The organism is Rhodanobacter sp. FW106-HT46G03 (genome assembly GCF_058789895.1).
In genome coordinates this window covers 1,341,482-1,360,171 of record NZ_JBYTCC010000001.1, presented here as the reverse complement: position 1 = coordinate 1,360,171, position 18,690 = coordinate 1,341,482, and the positions used below count along the sequence as shown (strand labels likewise).

Here is an 18,690-nt window from a genome sequence, read left to right as displayed (position 1 = left end):
AGCCCGGCAGCACCCGCATGGTTCGGCCAGCTGGCCAGTACTTTCCACCTGTGCCGAACGTCGGATTGCGTCACGCAACGGATGGCCGCTAAGTTGCGGCATGGGTGCCGAGCTGGCGCCGCCTGCCACACCGTCACCACTGCGATGGATTTTCCCAACCCGACTGTGTCTGCCGTCTCGTCGCGGCTTCCCGACCTGCGCGGTGCGGTCGGCCTGATCGTGTTCTATTTCGCGCTGCAGTTGGCCGTGGGCTTTGCGGCCAACATTGCGGTCGGGGTGGGCATCGCGCTCAGCCACGGCAACCCGAACCTCTTGGCAGACAACACGGCCCTGCGCAGCGCGCTGACCATCGTCGTACTGGTTGGCGCGGCGCTGCCAACCTTGTGGCTCGCCCACCGTTTGTGGCCCACCTGGTGGCGGCACGCCAAGCCGCCGGGGTTGGGTTTCGCGCGCCCAACCCGCGTCGCCTGGCTTGCGCTGGCCGTGGCGCTCGGCTTCGTGCTGCCACTCGCCGCCGGGCGCCTGACCGAACTGCTGGCCCACGGCCACGCGGTGCCGCAGGACGTGAAGCAGCTTGGCGCTGCCGCCGATACCGCCTGGCGTACGGCGCTGGCAGTGGTGGTGGTGACGCTTGGGCCGCTCACCGAGGAGTTGCTGTTCCGCGGCGCGCTGCTCTCGGCACTGCTGCGCCACCAGCGCCCGTTTGCCGCGGTGCTGGTCAGTGCGCTGGCATTTGCGCTGGCCCACCTGCCCGACCTGCACTGGTTGTGGTACGGAGTGCCAAACCTGGTTCTGCTCGGCATTGCGTTCGCCTGGCTGCGCCTGCGTTCGGGCTCGCTGTGGCCGGCCATCATCGCCCACGCCTGCAACAACCTCTTGGTGATGGCAACGCTGTTTGCCGGCAACTGACCTCCAAGAACGCTCGCTGCAGGTTGAACGGCAGCGTGCTTTGCCGTGTCCCGACTCCCGGTTTGTCAGGCGTATTGCCTATGCGCCGAACAACTGCCCGTGCCGGCGCTTGCGCTCGGCCGTGAAGTGCCACCACGGCAGCGCCGCACCGCCATCAAGGAAATGCGAGACCGCCATGAACACATCGAGCACGCACGGATCCTGGCGCACGCCGGTGGCCGCGCACAAGGCACGGTACAGCGCGAGCGGATCGGCCCCGGTCAGTTCGCCGGGCTCGCGATAACCAAGCAACGCGAAATCGCGCGCCAGCGATGGGCCGATGTTGGGCAGGTCGGTGAAACGACGAACGTTCTCGCGCACGACGCGTGACGGATGCATGGCGCAATCCTGCGGGCGCGGGTGGCAGGAACGCAAGCAGCGGCGCATGCGCTCGCCGTGGCCACACCATCGCCACGCCGGGAGCAACCCGCTGGCAATGACGGCGTGGTTGGTTCGTCGGAAACTTCCACCGCGGCGGACAACGCGACCCGCCGGCCAGTATTCATCCCACAACGCTGCTCGCGGTCGGCCAGTCGAACAGAAGCTCCACCCACAAAACCCTCGCACCCCATGGATCGGGATGCATCCCGACGGAGCGCTCCGTATGTAGTCGTCCAAACGGGATTTCGACAGCGCGGCCACGTGTCGCTCAGACGATGACGCGCGCCTCGTGCAGCAATGCCGCCGTCTCGAACAGCGGCAGGCCCATGACGCCGGAATAACTGCCATCCAGGTGTTCGATCAGCGCCGCGCCGCGACCCTGGATCGCGTATGCGCCCGCCTTGCCCATCGACTCGCCAGTGGCGACGTAAGCTGCGATCGTGGCTTGGTCGAGCTCGGCAAAACGCACTTGTGACACACAGGTAGCCGTGCGTTCGCGGCGCCCCTTGAGCAACCACACGGTGGAAACCACCTCGTGCGCGCGACCGGAAAGCCGATGCAGCATCGCTGCCGCCGCGTGCGCATCGCGCGGCTTGCCGAACACCTCGTCATCCAGCACCACCTCGGTATCTGCGCCGAGCACCACCGCATCGGCCATGCCCTTGCACGCGGCCAGCCCGGCGCGTGCCTTGTCGCGCGCCACACGGCTCACGTACTCGCGCGGCGACTCCCTCACCTGCGGCACCTCGGGCACCGCCACGGTGACGATCTCGAACGGCACGCCGAGCTGGGTCAAGAGCTCGCGGCGGCGCGGCGACTGGGAAGCGAGATAAAGCATGCAGGCGTCCTGCGCGACGATGACGACAGCGTGCAAGATGCGGGCAGGCGCGGCCGCGCGCAAGGCGACCGCAGCCCACACGGCTGCGGTCGCCCTGCTTTGTCAGCGCGGCATGACGGCTTTTGGCCCCTGGAACCACGACGCACCGGCGAGCCGTCACACAACTCGCCGCAAAACGGTTTTGCCTCACGGGCTCGGTTTTGCCCCTAGCCGCGGTGGTAAGGGTGCCCGGCAAGAATGGTGACGGCGCGGTAGAGCTGCTCGGCCAGCACCAGGCGTACCAGCATGTGTGGCAGCGTCAGCGGGCCAAGCGACCAGCGCTGGTCGGCGCGCGCCAACACGTCGGGGGCGTGTCCGTCCGGTCCGCCGATGAGAAACGCCAGATCGCGTCCGGCCATGCGCCAGCCACCGAGTTGCGCGGCAAGCTCCTCGCTCGACCACGTCTTGCCGTGGCCATCGAGCGCCACCACGTGCGCGTCGCGCGGCAAGGCGGCAAGCATTTCCACCCCTTCATCGTGGATTGCGCGCGCATCGTCGCGCCCCTTGCCGCGTGCGCCGGGCTTGAGCTCCACCAGTTCCAGCGGCAAGTCGTGCGACAGCCGCTTGCGGTATTCAGCAAACCCTTCGGCAACCCAGGCCGGCATGCGTTCGCCAACGGCAATCAGGCGCGCATGCATGGCGGTTCCGCGCGCTCAGCCAGCTTGCGCGGCATCCGCATCGGGTTCGTCATCGGCGGCTGGCTCATGGTCACCGCGCAGCGACCAGAAGCGTTCGAGCCCGTAGAACTCGCGCACCCGCGGCAGCATGACATGCACGATCACGTCGCCGAGATCCACCAGCACCCAGTCGGCCGATTCCTCGCCTTCGACCCCGAGCGGCGGCATGCCGGCGCGCTTGGCGTACTTCACCACTTCGTCGGCAATGGATTTGACGTGCCGCGCAGAAGTCCCGGAGGCGAACACCAGCAGGTCGGCGATCGAGGTGCGGCCGCGCACGTCGATCTCGCGGATGTCCTTGGCTTTCAGCTCTTCCAGCGCAGCCATGACGGCCTTGCGCAGGGTGGCCACCGGGTCGGTCTTGGTCTTGCGGCTAGTGCTCAAGCGGGGCTTGCCTCGGTGTGGAATGCGCGCACGTCAGCGCGGCAAAAGTATAACTGCGCGCGGCATCGGATACGTCAACACGCTGGCAATGCTCCGAAGTGGTAGAAAACGCCGACGCCGAAACAAGGGCATCGCTGTGGTGTGGGCGGCGAGAACCGAGGCGGTTGGCGAATCCAGCGCCCGTGTTCTGCACGGAGCACGGCTGCAGGCCCGTGATGTCACCAGCATGGGGGGACCGTTCTGCGTGGCCTCAGATCATCGCCTGTGCCAGCGCGTCCGTACCACTGCCGCTGGCCAGCCCGGGTTCACCGGCCAACGCGTACATGCGCTGCACGGTTTGCTCCAGCACCGGCGCCATCGCCACGCAGCGCTGATCGAACAAGTCGGCAAGCAGGCGGTAGTAGACCAGCGTGCCATCCCGTCGGCCGGTAAAGCGTCGAAACACGGTGGTGCCCACCGCCGGGTCGACAAGATCGGCCACGATCGCCCGCGCGTTGTGCAGCTTGTCGCAACCGGAGACCAGCAGCACGTCGTCGGCAGCATCCGCCAGATGCGCAAGATAAGTCTGCTTGCGCGCCAACCAATCGCGCCGCCTTGCTTCGGCATTGGTGTGCGTGGCCTTGGCCTCGGCGCTGCCGTCGGTGCACCCGCGCACGATCGTCAGCACGCGTGCGCCGAACTGCGTGCGGATCGGCTCGGCATGCGCCTCACCGCAATCCTCGATGACGTCGTGCAGCAGGCCGGCAATGGCCTGCTCCTCGTCGCCCCCAAACGCCAGCACCAGCCCGGACACGCCGAGCAGGTGACTCAGGTAGGGCACGCCGCTGCCCTTGCGCTGCTGCGCGCCGTGCGCGATGCGCGCGTAATCCACGGCCGCCGTAAAACGTTCGCTCAACATGATCCCCCTCCTTAGCTGTCGACACAGCAAAGGCAGTATTGGCTCCCGGCGTCTCAACGTTCGCGACAACTCACGCGCCACGCCGGTACTCATCCGACAACGCACGCACCAGCGCGGCCGCCGGCAAGGTGCGCGTCAGCGGCACACCCTGCCCGCACCATTCCGACATCAAATCACCCCGCCCGGTCGCCGCCGCGGCACGGCGCAGCGGCGCGGTGAGCGCGTTCAGGAAGGGATAACCAGGCAGCTCATCGACGCCGCTTTCCATCGCCTCCACGTAGCGGTTGCGCAAGCCGCGTGCCGCACGGCCGGACACGCTGCGGATAGTCACCACATGCGTACTGGTGGCGACGACGAGATCGCGCTTCCAGGCGTCCGCCGCAGCCGATTCCGGGCAGGTGAGAAACGCGGTGCCGAGCTGGCTCGCTTCCGCGCCCAAGGCTTCGGCTGCGTGCATGCCGGCGCCATCCATGATGCCGCCTGCCGCAATCAGGGGGATGCGAAAACCAGCCTGGTCCAACGCCCGCCGCGCACACGGAATCAACGCAAACAAACCGATCATCGGTGCGCTTGCGCTGCCGTCGATGCCGCCACGATGGCCACCAGCCTCCGCGCCCTGCACACACACGGCATCGGCACCGCGCTGCGCCCACGCCACCGCTTCGGTGGGCGTGGTGGCGGTGCCGATCACGCCGATGTCGTGCTGCTTGAGTTGCCGCACTTGGGCGGTTTCCAGCAGGCCAAAGGCGAAACTCGCCGCCGCCGGACGCGCTTCGCACAGCGCCGCAAACTGATCGGAAAAACGCGGTGCCCAGCGCTCGGGCAAGCGCGTGCGCACCGCCAGCCCTTCGCGTTCCATCAGGGCATCGAGCAAGGTGCGTGCACGTGCAATGGCCGCCGTATCCGGCATGAACTCGTCCGGCAATACCATCAGGTTCAGCGCAAACGGACGCGAGGTGAGCGCGCGGATTTCAGCCGCACGCTCGACGATACCTTCCGGCGCCGTGTAACCCGCACCGAACGAACCCAACGCGCCCGCATTGGACACCGTCGCCACCAGCGCCGGCGTGGTCGAACCCGCCATCGGCGCCTGCACCAGCGGCAGATCGAGGTCAAAACGTTGCGCAAAGGTAGACATGGACGGCTCCCGCGAGACGACCTGCGCATTATCGGTTGAACGGAATGGGATTCGGGATTCGGGATTGGGCAGAGCGTGGGGTCCGCCGTGTTCATCACGGCCCGCCGGAACGCGCTTTGGCGAATCCCGAATCCCAAATCCCGGCTCTCCACAGCGTAAGCTGACCACTGCCTCGCGCAATCCGGCCGGCCCCCATGATCGTGTTGCTGCTCGCATTTCTCGGTGGCGTGTTCACGCTGTTCAGCCCGTGCATCCTGCCGGTGCTGCCGTTCGTGTTTGCGCGCGCCGGGCGGTCGTTTGCACGCAGCACGGTGCCAATGCTGCTGGGCCTGGCGGCGAGCTTCACCGTGGTGGCGACGCTGGCGGCGGTGGGCGGCGGTTGGGTGGTGCGCGCGAACCAGTACGGACGCCTTGCCGCGCTGGTGGTGCTGGCGCTGTTCGGCGTCAGCCTCCTGTCACCGCGCCTGGCCGCATGGTTCGCGCGCCCGCTGACGCGGCTCGGGCAGCGCATGCTGCCGGCGGCGAGGCCCGATTCGATCCCGCGCGCCTTCGGCCTCGGCGCCGGCATCGGTCTGGTGTGGGCGCCGTGCGCCGGGCCGATCCTCGGTATCGTGCTGACCACCGCGGCGCTGCGGGGTGCAAACGTCACCACCACCTTGCTGCTGCTCACCTACGCGCTCGGCGCTGGCGCCGCGCTGGCCATCGCCCTGCTCGCCGGCGGCCAGCTTGCCGTGCTGTTGCGGCGCCTGCCCGGCATGGGAGAAATGCTGCGCCGGCTCGCCGGCGTGGCGGTACTGGCCGGCGTCGTCGCGATCGCATCCGGACTTGACACGGGCGTGCTGACCCGCTGGTCGTTGCCGTCGACCACGCATGCCGAACAGGCGTTGATGGACCACCTGCAGCCGATTCCTGCGGCGCGCGCTGCACCCGCCAGTGGCGCGCTGGACGATGAGGGCGGGATGCCATCGCTCGCCGGCGCCACCGGCTGGATCAACACCGCGCCGCTGACCCGCGCCGCGTTGCGCGGCAAGGTGGTGCTGGTCGATTTCTGGACGTATTCCTGCATCAACTGCCTGCGCGCGCTGCCCTACGTGAAGGCGTGGGCTGCGAAATACCGCGACCACGGGCTGGTGGTGATCGGCGTGCACTCGCCGGAGTTCGCGTTCGAGAAAGACCCGGCGAACGTGGCGGCCGCGGTCAAGCGCCTCGGCATCGCGTTTCCGGTCGCGATCGACTCCAACTACGCGATCTGGCAAGGCTTCGACAACCAGTACTGGCCGGCGGACTACTTCATCGACGCGCATGGGCGCATCCGTCACCACACCTACGGCGAAGGCGGTTACCGCGAGGGCGAGGACGCGATCCGCACCCTGCTCGCACAGGCCGGCCAAACCAGCCTGCCGACAGGCTACGTCGACCCGAACGCGCGCGGCGCCGAAGCGCCGGATTCCGGCGACCCGGCGCGCTCGCCGGAAACCTACGTGGGCTACGCGCGCAGCGCACATTTCGCCAGCGGCCAGATCGCCCACGACGAGGCGTTCGACTACCGCACCCCGGCGCGCCTCGCCGCCAACCAATGGGGCCTTGCCGGACGCTGGACGCTGCACGCACAGGCCGCCGTACTCGATGCGCCGGGTGGCAGCATCACCTACCGCTTCCGCGGCCGCGACCTGCATCTGGTGCTTGGTCCGGGCTCAGACGGCAAGCCGGTGCGCTTCCACATCTCCCTGGATGGCGCACCGCCCGGTGCCGACCACGGCATGGACACCGACGCGCAAGGCAACGGCACCGTCACCACCCAACGCCTCTACCAGCTCGTGCGCCAGGCCGGCGATGCCACCCACCCGCGCACCTTCACCATCACCTTCGACGACCCCGGCGTGCACGCGTATGCGTTCACGTTTGGCTGAGGCTCAACGCTTCATCGCGGCAGCGATTTTCTCGTCGGTCTTGTACTGGCTGAGCGAGTACACCGCCCAGATCGCGGCCGGTACCCAGCCGATTACCGTCAACTGCAGAAGCAGGCAAACGATGCCCGCGATCGGGCGGCCAATGGTGAAGAACAACAGCCACGGCAGGATCAGTGCTATCAGCAGACGCATGGCGGTTCTCCTCGGGTGGTGGCAACGAAGTCAGTGTCGATACGGCTGCAGCAACGCAGGGTCGTCGAACAGCCCGGCCGGCAGCAGGTAACGTGGATCGCGCCCGGCAGCGAGGAGTTCGCGGATGCGCGTGGCGGAGATTTCCAGCGGAGTGACGGCCAGCTCGACGATGCGGCCAGCGGGGCTGGCGCACAGCATCGCCGGATCGTCCACCCGGCGCGCAGCGATCTCCGCCTGCAGCGCGGCACCCGGCGTGCCGGCGACGCCCGGGCGGCTGAGCACACCGACATGGGCCAGGTCGAACAGCGCACGCCACTCGTGCCAGCTCGACAGCCCGGCAAAGGCGTCGGCACCGAGCAGCAGCACCAGCGGGCGGTCGCCTTGCTCCGCGCGCAGCTCACGCAAGGTGTCCACGGTATACGACGGACCACTGCGCGCCAGCTCGCGGGTATCCAGCACAAGGCGCGACTGCCCGGCCAGCGCAGCGCGCAGCATGGCGACCCGCTCGGCCGCGCTGGCGATCGGTGCCAGGCGATGCGGCGGTACGTTCGCCGGCAGCAGGTGCACCTCGGCGTCGAGCAACTCCGCGGCTTCCCACGCCACCGAGAGGTGGCCGGTGTGCACCGGGTCGAAGGTGCCGCCGAAGAGGGCTAGCGGGCGTATGGGGTCAAGCATGGCGAGTGGTGTGCCTCTCAGCGAGGCCCGGCCCCTCACCCCAGCCCTCTCCCTGGTGGGGAGAGGGAGCGAAGCTGGCGGAGCGGAGGTTCACGCCAGCACCCGCGCGGTGCGCGGCTCGGCGATGGCGGTGACGAGGCGTTCGGCTTCGCGCCAGGCGTCGCCGGTTTCGCGGCCTTTGGCGAGGCGGTCGATGCGCGCGGCACGGGCCAGGCACGCCAGCCAGTGCTCGCGCGGACCGCGGCGCAGGGCCTGGCGAAACGCCTTTTCGCGATCCCCCCACAAACGCTCCGCCTTGGCTTGCGCGGCAAAGTCGCGGGCGCTGGCCAGCCGCAGCGCCAGCTGCAACTGGTTGACCAGCCAGCCCATCAGCGCAATCACCTCGTCGCCTTCGCTGCGCAGGCCGGCAAGGATGCGCAGCGCGCGCGCGGCATCGCCGGCAAACGCGGCATCGGCGAGTTTGAACACGTCGAAGCGGGCGCTGTCGGCGACCAGGCTTTCCATCGTGTCGGCGTCGATGCGCGCGTCATCGTCGGCACGCAGCACGGCAAGCTTGTCCACCTCCTGCGCGGCGGCAAGAAGATTGCCTTCGACCCGCTCGGCGAGCAGCGCCACGGCATCCGATGTGGCCGACAAGCCGCGCGAAGCGAGCCGCGCGCCCACCCACGCCTGCCACTCGTTTGGCCGCGGCGCATTGAGTACCACCTGCATGCCGGCGGCATCGAGCTTTTTGCTCCAGGCGCCGTCGTGCTTGTTGCTCCACTCCATCGCGGTGATCAGCAGCGTGACGTCCGGCGGCGGGTCGGCGCAGTAGGCGGTGATGGCCTTGGCGCCATCGACGCCCGGGCGCCCGGTGGGCAGGCGCAGATCGATCAGCCGGCGGGTGGCGAACAGCGACATCCCGGCGGCGGCGCGCGCAAGGTTGTCCCAGTCGAAATGCGCGCCGGCTTCGAGCACCTCGCGCTCGGCGTAACCCAGCTCGCGCGCCCGCGCACGCAGCGCGTCGGCGGCTTCCAGCACCAGCAGTTCCGCGCCAGCCAGCAGGTACACCGGCGCCAGCTGATCGGCGCCGAGCGACTTGCGGAACTGGGCGGGACTGGCCGGCATCAGGGCTTGGCGACGGGCGCCGGCTGGCGGCCGGCTGCTTCCAGCCGAAACATGATCGCCTGCACCATGTCGGTGACGAGGCTTTGCTGGATCTGCTGCACCTGCGAGGCGTTGCCGACACTGTCGGTGGCGTCGTAGCTGTATTCGCGCTGCATGGCAATGTCCTGCCGCGGCACCAGTGTCTTGCCGCCCTGGGTCACGTCGAAGGCAACCTGATAATGAACGGCGAATTCGGTGATGCGCGCGTAGCCGCCCTGGGTGAGCGATTCGGTGTTGAACGCATTGACCGGCAGCGTGAGCTCGGCCACGCCGGTACCGCCCTGGTCGACCACATCCACCCCGGCGTGTTCGAGTGCGCGGGTCAGCGCGCGCTGCAGGTTGCCGTCGCCGTCGATATGCATGTGCGCCATCGTTGGCGGCAGCGCGACGCTTTTGCGCAGATGGAAGCCGCATGCGGAAAGTGCAGACACGGCCAGCAGCAACAACGCAATACGAAGCATGCGGTTCATCGGTTCACCCTGCGACGATGTTGACGATCTTGCCCGGTACCACGATCACTTTGCGCACGGTCTTGCCCGCCAGCAAAGCCGCCACCTGTGGCTGCGCGCGTGCAAGCGCCTCGGCGTCTGCCTTCGATGCATTGGCAGCTACTTCGATGGTGCCGCGCAGCTTGCCGTTGACCTGCACCGCCAGCGTCAAGCTGTCACGCACCAGCGCGGCCGTGTCCACCTGCGGCCATGGCTGGTCTTCAAGCACGGTTTGCGCGTGGCCCAGCACTTGCCACAGGCGGTGGCAAACGTGCGGCACCACCGGGTTGAGCAGCAGCACCATGGTTTCCAGCGTTTCGTGGCGCACCGCACGGCCCTGATCGCTCTGGTCGCCAAACTTGCCGACCGCGTTCAGGAGCTCCATCAGTGCCGCGATCGCGGTGTTGAACGCGTGGCGTTGGCCGTAGTCGGTGGTGACCTTCTGGATGGTTTCGTGCAGCTGGCGGCGCAAGGTCTTTTGCGCCGGGTCGAGCTGCGCGGGATCGACCACCGGGTGATCCGGTTGCGCCGCGTGCGTGGTCACCTCGCGCCAAAAGCGCTTGAGGAAACGCGCCATGCCTTCCACGCCGGCCTCGTTCCACTCCAGCGACTGCTCCGGCGGGGCGGCGAACATCGAAAACAGGCGCACGGTGTCGGCGCCGTACTTGTCCACCATTGCCTGCGGGTCCACGCCGTTGTTTTTCGACTTGGACATCTTTTCGGTGCCGCCGATCGTCACCGGCTTGCCGTCGGCCTTGAGCACCGCGCCGACCACGTGGCCCTTGTCGTCGCGCTGCACATCGACATCGGCCGGGTTGATCCATTCCTTCGCGCCGTCGGCGCCGTCGCGATAGAACGTGTCGGCAATCACCATACCCTGGCACAGCAGGTTGCTGGCAGGTTCGTCCGAATTCACCAGCCCGGCGTCGCGCATGAGCTTGTGATAGAAGCGGAAATACAGCAGATGCAGGATGGCGTGCTCGATGCCGCCGATGTACTGGTCCACCGGCAACCAGTAATTGGCGCGTGCATCCACCTGCGCGTTGGCACCCGGCGAGGTGTAGCGCGCGTAGTACCAGCTGGACTCCATGAAGGTGTCGAAGGTGTCGGTTTCGCGCTCGGCCGGACCGCCGCATTGCGGGCAGGTGCACTGGCGCCACGCGGGGTCGGCCTTGATCGGCGACTGCACGCCGCTGAAGGCGACATCCTCGGGCAGCAACACCGGCAATTGATCCTCCGGCACCGGCACCGCGCCGCACTTGGGGCAGTAGATGACCGGAATCGGACAACCCCAGTAGCGCTGACGCGACACGCCCCAGTCGCGCAGGCGCCAGTTGACGCGGCGCTGACCCTTGCCGGCGGCTTCGAGCTTGGCGGCAATGAATTCGAAGGCGTCGTGATAGTTCTTGCCGTCGAGGTCACCCGAGTTCACCACGCGCAGATCGGCGCGGGTCTTGTCGCCGTACCACTCCTGCCATGCGTCGGCGTTCCAAGCTTCGTCGCCGCACGCGATCACTTGCCGCTTCGGCAAGCCGTATTTCGTCGCAAACGCGAAATCGCGCTCGTCGTGCGCCGGCACCGCCATCACCGCACCGGTGCCGTAGCCCATCAGCACGAAGTTGGCCACCCACACCGGCACCCGTTCGCCACTGATCGGGTGGGTGGCAAACAGGCCCGTCGCCATGCCGCGCTTTTCCTGGGTTTCCAGCTCCGCCTCGGAGACGCCGCCGTGCTTGAGCTCGGCCAGGAACGCCGCCAGTTGCGGGTTCGACTTGGCAGCCTTCTGCGCCAGCGGGTGCTCGCCGGCAATGGACACAAAGGTGACGCCCATCAACGTGTCGGGGCGCGTGGTGAACACGGTCAGCGGCTCGGCCTCGCCTGCCACCGTAAAGCGGATTTCCAGCCCCTCGCTGCGCCCCAGCCAGTTGCGCTGCATGGTCTTGACCGCATCCGGCCAACCCGGCAGCGTGTCCAGACCGTCGAGCAACTCCTGCGCGTAGTCGGTGATGCGCAGGAACCACTGCGGAATCTCGCGCTTCTCCACCACCGCGCCGGAGCGCCAGCCGCGACCGTCCACCACCTGCTCGTTCGCCAGCACGGTCTGGTCGACCGGATCCCAGTTGACGACGCTGTTCTTGCGGTAGGCGAGACCTTTCTTCAACAGCCGGGTGAACATCAACTGTTCCCAGCGGTAGTACTCCGGGCGGCAGGTGGCGAACTCGCGGCTCCAGTCGATCGCGTAACCCAGCGACTGCAACTGGCCGCGCATGTGCTCGATGTTGGCGTAGGTCCACTTTGCCGGTGCGGTCTGGTGCTTGATGGCCGCATTCTCGGCCGGCAGTCCGAACGCGTCCCAGCCCATCGGCTGCAACACGTTCTTGCCGGTCATCCGCTGGTAGCGGCTGATGACATCGCCAATGGTGTAGTTGCGCACATGCCCCATGTGCAACTTGCCCGACGGGTACGGCAGCATGGCAAGGCAGTAGAACTTGGCCCGCGCAGGATCCTCCTTCACCTCGTAGGCGTGCTGCGCACGCCAATACGCCTGCGCCGCGGCTTCGACCGCTTGCGGCTGGTAATCCTGTTCGGGGTTGGTTGCGCTGTCTTGCATGGTGTCCGTGGCCGTGGATTGGTGCGCAGAATGCAACCGCGCGCACCGCTGTAAAAGGAACGCATCAGGTTAGCAGAATGCCGGCTGGCGGCGGATTCAGCGGCGGCGCCCAGACGGCGTACGACGGCTACCTTGCCCTCGACTTCCCAGCCACATGCGGCTGGTGTCGCGTGTCGCTTAGCCGCCATCCGCGCGCACGTTGCATCCGGGATGCGGGAGCGCTCCGCGCGTGCACCACAGCGATCCGCGCAGGGACAGAACCGCCGCATACGGGCATTGAACCTGGCGGCATCCGTGATGGCTCAGGTGTCTGTGGCCCCTACTCCACTTGGCAGTTTAAGGGGCAGATTCACGCGAGATGCCGGCTCTCACGAATCCGGTATCCCGGCCTTTCAAAACGGCAGCTTCAACCCCGGCGGCAAGCTCATGCCGGCGGTGACGCTGCCGAGTCGGTCCTTGCTGGCTTGCGCGACCTTGTTGACGGCGTCGTTCACCGCGGCGGCCACGAGGTCTTCGGCCATTTCCGGGTCGTCGGCAAAGGTCTGGCGGTCGATCGTGATCTTGCGCACTTCGTGGGCGCCGGTCATGACCACGCTCACCAAGCCGCCGCCGGCGCTGCCGGTCACCTCAAGCTTTGCGATCTCCTGCTGCGCGCGCTGCATGTCTTCCTGCATGCGCTGGGCCTGCTGCATCAGCTGGCCAATCTGACCTCTCATCGCTCTGCTCCGTCTTCAACTGCCAAGGGGTTTCACCGACTTCGGCACCACGCGGGCGCCGAAATCGCGTTTCATGGTCTGCACGAACGGGTCGTCTTCGATCGACTGCTCGGCCGCGGCTTGCGCCGCATCGTGCGCCTGCTGCGCGCGCGCCGCCGGCGTGGCCGCAGCAGTATCCGCCGCGATGCTGACAAAGCGCAGGCGGATGGGTTCGCCGAGCACCTTGCCGATACGCTCCGCCATCTGGCCGACCATCGGCTCGACCGCCATGCCCAGATGCGCCGGCTGCACCGCCAGCACCAGGGTGTGGCCATCGCGTTCGCGCAACACCGCGTTTTGCGCCAGCACGCCAAATGGACCGTGCAAATCGGCCTGCTCGATCAGGGATTCCCAATTCGGCAGGCCGCCGGCAACCGGCGTTGCGCGGGCGGAGCTCGACGGCGCTTGCGGCGGCGCTGCCGGAGCCGACGCCCTTGGTACCGCCTGCGGTGTCGGGGCGGCAGCACGCGGTGCGCTCGCTACTGCCGTCGGTCGTGGCGCTGGCGCTGCGGCAGGCACACGCGCTGCCGGCGATGGCGTGCCGGCCGAACGCGTGGCATCACCCGGCCGAAACGCCAGCATGCGCAACAGCGACATTTCGAAACCGGTCCGGGCATCAGGCGCATACGGCAGGTCGCGGCGACCGGTGGTGGCAATCTGGTAGTAGAGCTGCACGTCTTCCGGCGCAATGCGTTCGGCGAGCGCGCACAGATCGGCGCTGCCGGATTCCGAATCCGGCTCGTAGCCGGGCACCAGCTGGATCAACTGCAGGTGGTGCAGGGTTTCCGCAAGGTCGTCGAGCACGCCGCCGAAATCCGGCGAATACGAGGCGATCTGTGCCGCCTCGGCCAGCAACCGGGCGCCGTCGCCATCCGCCAACGCGCCAAGCACGCCCAGTACCTGTCCGCGCGCGACGCTGCCGAGCATGGTACGCACATCGTCCGCCTTGACCTCGCCACCGCCGTAGGCAATCGCCTGGTCGAGCAGCGACAGGCCATCGCGCAAGGAACCATCCGCGCCGCGCGCCAGCTCGTCGATGGCGGGTTCTTCATAGCGGATGTTCTCGGCGCCGAGGATGTGCCGCATCTGGCCGGCGATCTGATCGGGCAGCAGGCGCTTCAGGTTGAACTTGAGGCAGCGCGACAGCACCGTCACCGGCAACTTCTGCGGGTCGGTCGTCGCCAGCAGGAACTTCACGTGCGGCGGGGGCTCTTCCAGCGTCTTCAGGAGCGCGTTGAACGCCGGCTTGGAGAGCATGTGCACCTCGTCCACCAGGTACACCTTGAAACGCCCGCGGGTCGGCGCGTACTGCGCGTTCTCGATCACCTCGCGCACGTCGTCCACACCGGTATTGCTGGCGGCGTCGATCTCCAACAGGTCGACAAAGCGGCCTTCATCCACCGCCCGGCAGATCTCGCACTCGCCGCACGGGTCGGCCGACTCGCCACGCTCGCAGTTCAGCGACTTGGCAAAGATGCGCGCGATCGTGGTCTTGCCCACGCCGCGGGTGCCGGTGAACAGGTAGGCATGATGCATGCGCCCGGTGTTGAGCGCGTTGGTAAGCGCACGCACCACGTGCTCCTGCCCCACCAGCTCGGAAAACCTGCGGGGCCGCCACTTGCGCGCGAGTACCTGATAAGACATGCACACCTACCTTGGGGCAGACGTTGATTGTGCCAAGTCGGGGGCCGTTCCGGTAGGCGCGCCTCGCACCGCCCCAAATGGTGGCGGCCCCGCCAGCCACACCCCGGCACCCGAGTCATCCACTACCGTTGCTTCCTTCCGGACCTGGCGGAATTTGCGGACTATCGTCGCGGGGGGACCGACAGGGCCACCGTGAACGCTGGGCCTGAGCCCGTCGCGCCAGCCGAAGCCGTCGCGCTACATCAAAATTGGCGGAGAGGGCGGGATTCGAACCCGCGAAGCGGTTTAACCCACTTACACACTTTCCAGGCGTGCTCCTTCAACCACTCGGACACCTCTCCGCACGCATCACACCTTGTCGCATCACCCCGCACCGGGCGGGATGGTTCGGCTCGTCCTGAGCTTCACCCCTCGCTTGCGCTCGGGGCCAGCCTGCGGCTGTCCAAATTCGCTCCCGGCGAATTTGTCGAACCCGCGAAGCGGTTTGACCCACTTACACACTTTCCAGGCGTGCTCCTTCAACCACTCGGACACCTCTCCGCACGCAGCAAAACCCATTGCGAACACCCCACTCTGCGGCGTCCGCGTTGCCCCCGTTAGCGGGCAATGAAGAGGCGGAAGGATAATGGCGCGCGCGCTGGCTGACAAGCGCAGCGCACGCCGGGCGAGGTGGTTCAGCGCACGGCGCTGATGCCGTAGTGCCACGGCGGCAGGTCGATGTCGGCGCCGCACTCGCGAAAGCCCGCTTCAACCAGCCACGCGCGGCACTGTGCCGGACGCGGTCGGATCGCAAGCGCGGGGCCACGCGGGGTCGGACGCTCGCTCACCCAGTGGATCACGTGCACACTGCCGCCGGGCTTCAGCACCCGCCACGCTTCGCGCAGCAGCGGCACCGGCTCGGCGGCGTGCAGGATGTTGAACAGCAGCGCGGCGTCGACCACGCCGTCGCCCAAGCCGGTACCGGTGGCGACGAAGTCGCGCTCGGAAACGACCACGTTCGCCAGGCCCGCAACCTGCGCGCGATCACGTGTGGCCGCCACCATCGCCGGCTCGATGTCGAACGCGAAGACGGTACCGCCCGTGCGTGCTGCCGCCGCCACGGTGAAAGTACCGTAGCCGCAACCAAACTCGACGATGTCGGCGTGCGTGCCCGTGCAGCCAAGCTGGTCGAGGATGCGCGGCGCGTCGAAAAAGCCTTCCCACCGGCGCGCATCGGGCATGCCGCTGTCGCGAATTTTCATGAAGTTGCCCGTCGCCTGCCTGCAGTCATCGCGTGTGCGAGCTTAGTCGATTGCAACATCGACACTGGTAGCGAACCGCGTCAGCCAGTGCGATCAACCGGCATTTCCGTCCGGTGCAGCGGGAATCGGCAACGCAATACGCCCGCCCGGCACGGCAACGCGGTAACCGCGCGCAGCCAGTGCGGCACCGTCGGCCGTGCTGCCGTAGTGGTACAGCACAAGACGCGTCCGCAGGTCGGGCGGGTACTCGCGTTCGAGATCGTCGGCGCCGGTGTGCGACGGGTTGCCGACGAGGCCGCAGTCGTGGGCCACCAGTTCGCCGTGCGCAGCATGTCCGGCCAGCGCCTCGGGAATCGGCCGGGTGTCGCCGGTGAAGGCCAGACTGCCCGGCAAGGCGAGGCCAAACGAAGTACCGGGGCGATGGTGGCGGGTGGCAAACAGGTCGAACCACAGCCCCTCCAGCCAGAAGCCGCGGGTGCACGGCACCAAGCGAAACGCCTCCCAGAAATTCGCGCCGCCTTCGGCCAGCACGCCGGGGTAATCGGCCACGCGCATCTGCAGCCACGGCACCAGCGCGGCCTGTACGAACACCTGCGTCCGGCCGCGTCGTTGCTCATCGAACCACAGCTTGAAGAACAGATTCTCCAGCCCGGCCACGTGATCCATGTGGGTGTGCGTGAGGTACAGCGCCCGCGGCGGTTCGCCGTAGACGGCAAGGTAGCGGTCGAGCGCGTCGATGCCGCAGTCGATCATCAGCACCGGCGCCCCATCGCGTTCGAGCACGGCCGAAGACGAGCCAAGGTCGCCCGCCGCCTGCGCGGCACCGACGCCAAGAAAATGCAGTTGCCAGCTCATGCGCGGTAGCCCGCCTCGTAGGCCGCAACCAGCGGTTGCCAGATGGCTGCAACGAAGGCCGCTTCCCCCGTGGCCGCGGCCCCGAGCTTCACCAGCGAACGCCGCAACCGTTGCAGATTCGCTTGCCGCCAGCCGTCACCCTGCGCGCGCTGGCGACTGCGGTCGAAGTCGATCAAATGCACACCCTGCGGCGTTACGAGCACATTGTGCGCATTGAGATCCGCATGCCAGATGCCGGCACGGTGGAAACGCGCCACCACGGCGCCCACGGCGCGCGCCCGCGCGGCGTCGAGCCGGCCAGCAGCAAGGCATTGTGCAAGCGTTTGCGCATCGGGAATCTGCCGCGTCAGGAGATCCGCGCGGTAATACAGTCCGCTGCGCACGTAGCGCGCCGCGACCGGCACCGGGCCTGGCAGCTCAAGCTGTGCGATGACACCGAGCAGGCGCAACTCCGCAAAACAGCGCGTGGCATCGGCGCCACACCACAGATAACGATCGCCGAGTACGCGGGCGACCAGGCCGCCGCGGCGGTAATGGCGCAACACGCAGGCACCGACCGGCGTGGTGACGACCTGCACGCCGCCGCGTCCGCCCGATTGTTCGCGCAAGGCGCCCCGCCCACGCCACCAGTCGGCGTCGAACCAGCGGGCACCGACTTGTGACGAAGCCTCTGCGTCAAACAGAATCGCGCCATCGGCCTGTGCGCTCAGCTGTTCGCGCATCGCTGTCGTCGTCCCATTCCGGTTATCTTGCGATTCTACATGTCAGCTCCTGCCTCGCTTTGCCTGCTGCGCACCTCCGCCATCGGCGACGTCACCCATGTCGTGCCGTTGGTGCGCACGCTGCAAACCGTTTGGCCGGCCTGCCGCCTGACGTGGATCGTTGGCAAGCTGGAACGCAAGCTGGTCGGCGACCTCGCCGGTGTCGAGTTCGTCACGTTCGACAAGCGTCGTGGCCTGGCCGGCATGCGCGAGGTGTGGCGTGCGCTGGCCGGGCGCCGTTTCGACGCCCTGCTGCAGATGCAGGTGGCGCTGCGCTCGAACGTGCTGAGCCTGGGCATCCACGCGGATCGGCGCGTCGGTTACGACCCGGCGCGCGCCAAAGACCTGCACGGCCTGGTGGTGCGCGAGCGCATCCCGGCGCGCAGTGGCGAGCACGTGCTGGATGCGCTCGGCAGCTTCGTGGAGCCGCTCGGCATCAAGCAGACGCAGGTGCGCTGGGATATTCCGATTCCGGACGACGCGCATGCCTGGGCCGCGCAACAGCTGCCGGGGGAGACCCCAACGTTGGTGGTGAACCCCGGTTCCAGCCACGTACTGCGCAACTGGCGACCGGAGCGTTGCGCCGCCGTCATGGATCACGCCGCCGCACGCGGCTGGCGCGTGGTGCTCGTGGGCGGGCCTTCGGCACCCGAGCGCACGCTGGCCGACACCGTGCTTGCCGCATGCCAGCATGCGCCACTCGACCTGACCGGCAGGGACACGCTGAAAAAACTGCTCGCCCTGCTCGCCCGCGCGCAGTTGCTGCTGACGCCGGATTCCGGGCCCATGCACATGGCCAACGCAGTCGGCACCAAGGTGCTGGGCCTGCACGCGGCGAGCAATCCAAACCGCTCCGGCCCCTACTCCGACCGCCGCTGGTGCGTGGACAAATACGACGATGCCGCGCGCCACTTCCTCGGCAAGCCCGCCAGCGAGCTACCGTGGGGCACCAAGATCGAAAAGCCCGGCGTGATGGACCTCATCACCGTGGACGACGTCATCGAACGTTTCGAAGCCGCCGCCAGCGCGCTGCAACTGCCGCGGTAGAAGGCCGATTGCGGACGATCAATCCGGCCCGGCAAGCATCAAGGCAAGGGCATCGCCCGCGA

Annotated in this window: 19 protein-coding genes, 1 tRNA gene and 1 other RNA gene; 3 read left to right on the top strand and 18 right to left on the bottom strand. The window is 67.7% G+C overall.

Annotated features, from left to right (window positions below):
• The first annotated feature begins 165 nt into the window (after positions 1 to 165).
• Positions 166 to 909 (top strand): CPBP family intramembrane glutamic endopeptidase, encoded by a 744-nt coding sequence (locus tag AC3WP6_RS05765; RefSeq protein WP_492626836.1) that lies wholly within the window; start codon positions 166 to 168, stop codon positions 907 to 909.
• Positions 910 to 987: 78 nt separating this feature from the next.
• Here AC3WP6_RS05765 and AC3WP6_RS05760 read toward each other — a convergent pair whose 3' ends face one another.
• From AC3WP6_RS05760 to AC3WP6_RS05735, 6 genes are all read right to left on the bottom strand, one after another.
• Positions 988 to 1,287: a helix-hairpin-helix domain-containing protein gene (locus AC3WP6_RS05760; RefSeq protein WP_492626835.1), complete on the bottom strand. Its 300-nt coding sequence runs from the start codon at positions 1,285 to 1,287 to the stop codon at positions 988 to 990.
• A 310-nt stretch (positions 1,288 to 1,597) separates the two neighbouring features.
• On the bottom strand, positions 1,598 to 2,167 hold the full coding sequence (locus tag AC3WP6_RS05755; protein WP_492626834.1) for a Maf family protein: 570 nt from the start codon (positions 2,165 to 2,167) through the stop codon (positions 1,598 to 1,600).
• A gap of 206 nt (positions 2,168 to 2,373) precedes the next feature.
• A complete protein-coding gene (gene rlmH / locus AC3WP6_RS05750; RefSeq protein ID WP_492626833.1) occupies positions 2,374 to 2,844 on the bottom strand; it encodes a 23S rRNA (pseudouridine(1915)-N(3))-methyltransferase RlmH in 471 nt (156 codons plus the stop codon).
• Positions 2,845 to 2,859: 15 nt separating this feature from the next.
• On the bottom strand, positions 2,860 to 3,267 hold the full coding sequence (rsfS, locus tag AC3WP6_RS05745) for a ribosome silencing factor (RefSeq protein WP_492626832.1): 408 nt from the start codon (positions 3,265 to 3,267) through the stop codon (positions 2,860 to 2,862).
• 250 nt (positions 3,268 to 3,517) lie between these two features.
• Positions 3,518 to 4,165 (bottom strand): HD domain-containing protein, encoded by a 648-nt coding sequence (locus tag AC3WP6_RS05740; RefSeq protein WP_492626831.1) that lies wholly within the window; start codon positions 4,163 to 4,165, stop codon positions 3,518 to 3,520.
• A 70-nt stretch (positions 4,166 to 4,235) separates the two neighbouring features.
• The gene (locus AC3WP6_RS05735) at positions 4,236 to 5,303 is read right to left on the bottom strand and encodes an NAD(P)H-dependent flavin oxidoreductase (protein WP_492626830.1); all 1,068 of its coding nucleotides are present in this window, start codon (positions 5,301 to 5,303) and stop codon (positions 4,236 to 4,238) included.
• Between the two features lie 194 nt (positions 5,304 to 5,497).
• On the opposite strand from AC3WP6_RS05735, the gene AC3WP6_RS05730 reads away from it, so the two are divergent.
• Entirely contained in the window at positions 5,498 to 7,213 is a 1,716-nt protein-coding gene (locus AC3WP6_RS05730; RefSeq protein ID WP_492626829.1) for a cytochrome c biogenesis protein DipZ, read from the top strand.
• Between the two features lie 3 nt (positions 7,214 to 7,216).
• On the opposite strand, the gene AC3WP6_RS05725 is transcribed toward AC3WP6_RS05730, so the two are convergent.
• The 12 genes from AC3WP6_RS05725 to AC3WP6_RS05670 all read right to left on the bottom strand — a co-directional run bounded on the left by AC3WP6_RS05725 (position 7,217) and on the right by AC3WP6_RS05670 (position 17,542).
• Positions 7,217 to 7,405, bottom strand: a complete 189-nt coding sequence (locus tag AC3WP6_RS05725; RefSeq protein WP_492626828.1) for a YqaE/Pmp3 family membrane protein — start codon at positions 7,403 to 7,405, stop codon at positions 7,217 to 7,219.
• A 30-nt stretch (positions 7,406 to 7,435) separates the two neighbouring features.
• Positions 7,436 to 8,080, bottom strand: coding sequence for a nicotinate-nucleotide adenylyltransferase (gene nadD / locus AC3WP6_RS05720; RefSeq protein ID WP_492626827.1), 645 nt, complete (start codon positions 8,078 to 8,080; stop codon positions 7,436 to 7,438).
• A gap of 90 nt (positions 8,081 to 8,170) precedes the next feature.
• Positions 8,171 to 9,187 carry a DNA polymerase III subunit delta gene (gene holA, locus AC3WP6_RS05715; protein WP_492626826.1) on the bottom strand — a complete coding sequence of 339 codons (1,017 nt, stop codon included), beginning with the start codon at positions 9,185 to 9,187 and terminating at the stop codon, positions 8,171 to 8,173.
• Positions 9,187 to 9,696, bottom strand: a complete 510-nt coding sequence (locus tag AC3WP6_RS05710; RefSeq protein ID WP_492626825.1) for an LPS-assembly lipoprotein LptE — start codon at positions 9,694 to 9,696, stop codon at positions 9,187 to 9,189. The genes holA and AC3WP6_RS05710 overlap by 1 nt, the downstream gene beginning before the upstream one ends.
• A 4-nt stretch (positions 9,697 to 9,700) precedes the next feature.
• On the bottom strand, positions 9,701 to 12,325 hold the full coding sequence (gene leuS / locus AC3WP6_RS05705; protein ID WP_492626824.1) for a leucine--tRNA ligase: 2,625 nt from the start codon (positions 12,323 to 12,325) through the stop codon (positions 9,701 to 9,703).
• Positions 12,326 to 12,717: 392 nt separating this feature from the next.
• Positions 12,718 to 13,041, bottom strand: coding sequence for a YbaB/EbfC family nucleoid-associated protein (locus AC3WP6_RS05700; RefSeq protein WP_492626823.1), 324 nt, complete (start codon positions 13,039 to 13,041; stop codon positions 12,718 to 12,720).
• Between the two features lie 15 nt (positions 13,042 to 13,056).
• A complete protein-coding gene (gene dnaX / locus AC3WP6_RS05695; protein WP_492626822.1) occupies positions 13,057 to 14,724 on the bottom strand; it encodes a DNA polymerase III subunit gamma/tau in 1,668 nt (555 codons plus the stop codon).
• Positions 14,725 to 14,811: 87 nt separating this feature from the next.
• An RNA gene (gene ffs, locus AC3WP6_RS05690) (signal recognition particle sRNA small type) lies at positions 14,812 to 14,908 on the bottom strand.
• Positions 14,909 to 14,973: 65 nt separating this feature from the next.
• Positions 14,974 to 15,065, bottom strand: a tRNA-Ser gene (locus tag AC3WP6_RS05685).
• 333 nt (positions 15,066 to 15,398) lie between these two features.
• Complete coding sequence (locus AC3WP6_RS05680) at positions 15,399 to 15,965, bottom strand: class I SAM-dependent methyltransferase (protein WP_492626821.1); 567 nt, start codon at positions 15,963 to 15,965, stop codon at positions 15,399 to 15,401.
• Positions 15,966 to 16,058: 93 nt separating this feature from the next.
• On the bottom strand, positions 16,059 to 16,820 hold the full coding sequence (locus AC3WP6_RS05675; RefSeq protein ID WP_492626820.1) for an MBL fold metallo-hydrolase: 762 nt from the start codon (positions 16,818 to 16,820) through the stop codon (positions 16,059 to 16,061).
• Complete coding sequence (locus tag AC3WP6_RS05670) at positions 16,817 to 17,542, bottom strand: 3-deoxy-D-manno-octulosonic acid kinase (protein WP_492626819.1); 726 nt, start codon at positions 17,540 to 17,542, stop codon at positions 16,817 to 16,819. Before AC3WP6_RS05670 ends, AC3WP6_RS05675 begins: the two co-directional genes overlap by 4 nt.
• Positions 17,543 to 17,581: 39 nt before the next feature.
• On the opposite strand from AC3WP6_RS05670, the gene AC3WP6_RS05665 reads away from it, so the two are divergent.
• Positions 17,582 to 18,628 carry a glycosyltransferase family 9 protein gene (locus AC3WP6_RS05665; RefSeq protein WP_492626818.1) on the top strand — a complete coding sequence of 349 codons (1,047 nt, stop codon included), beginning with the start codon at positions 17,582 to 17,584 and terminating at the stop codon, positions 18,626 to 18,628.
• Positions 18,629 to 18,690 lie beyond the last annotated feature (62 nt).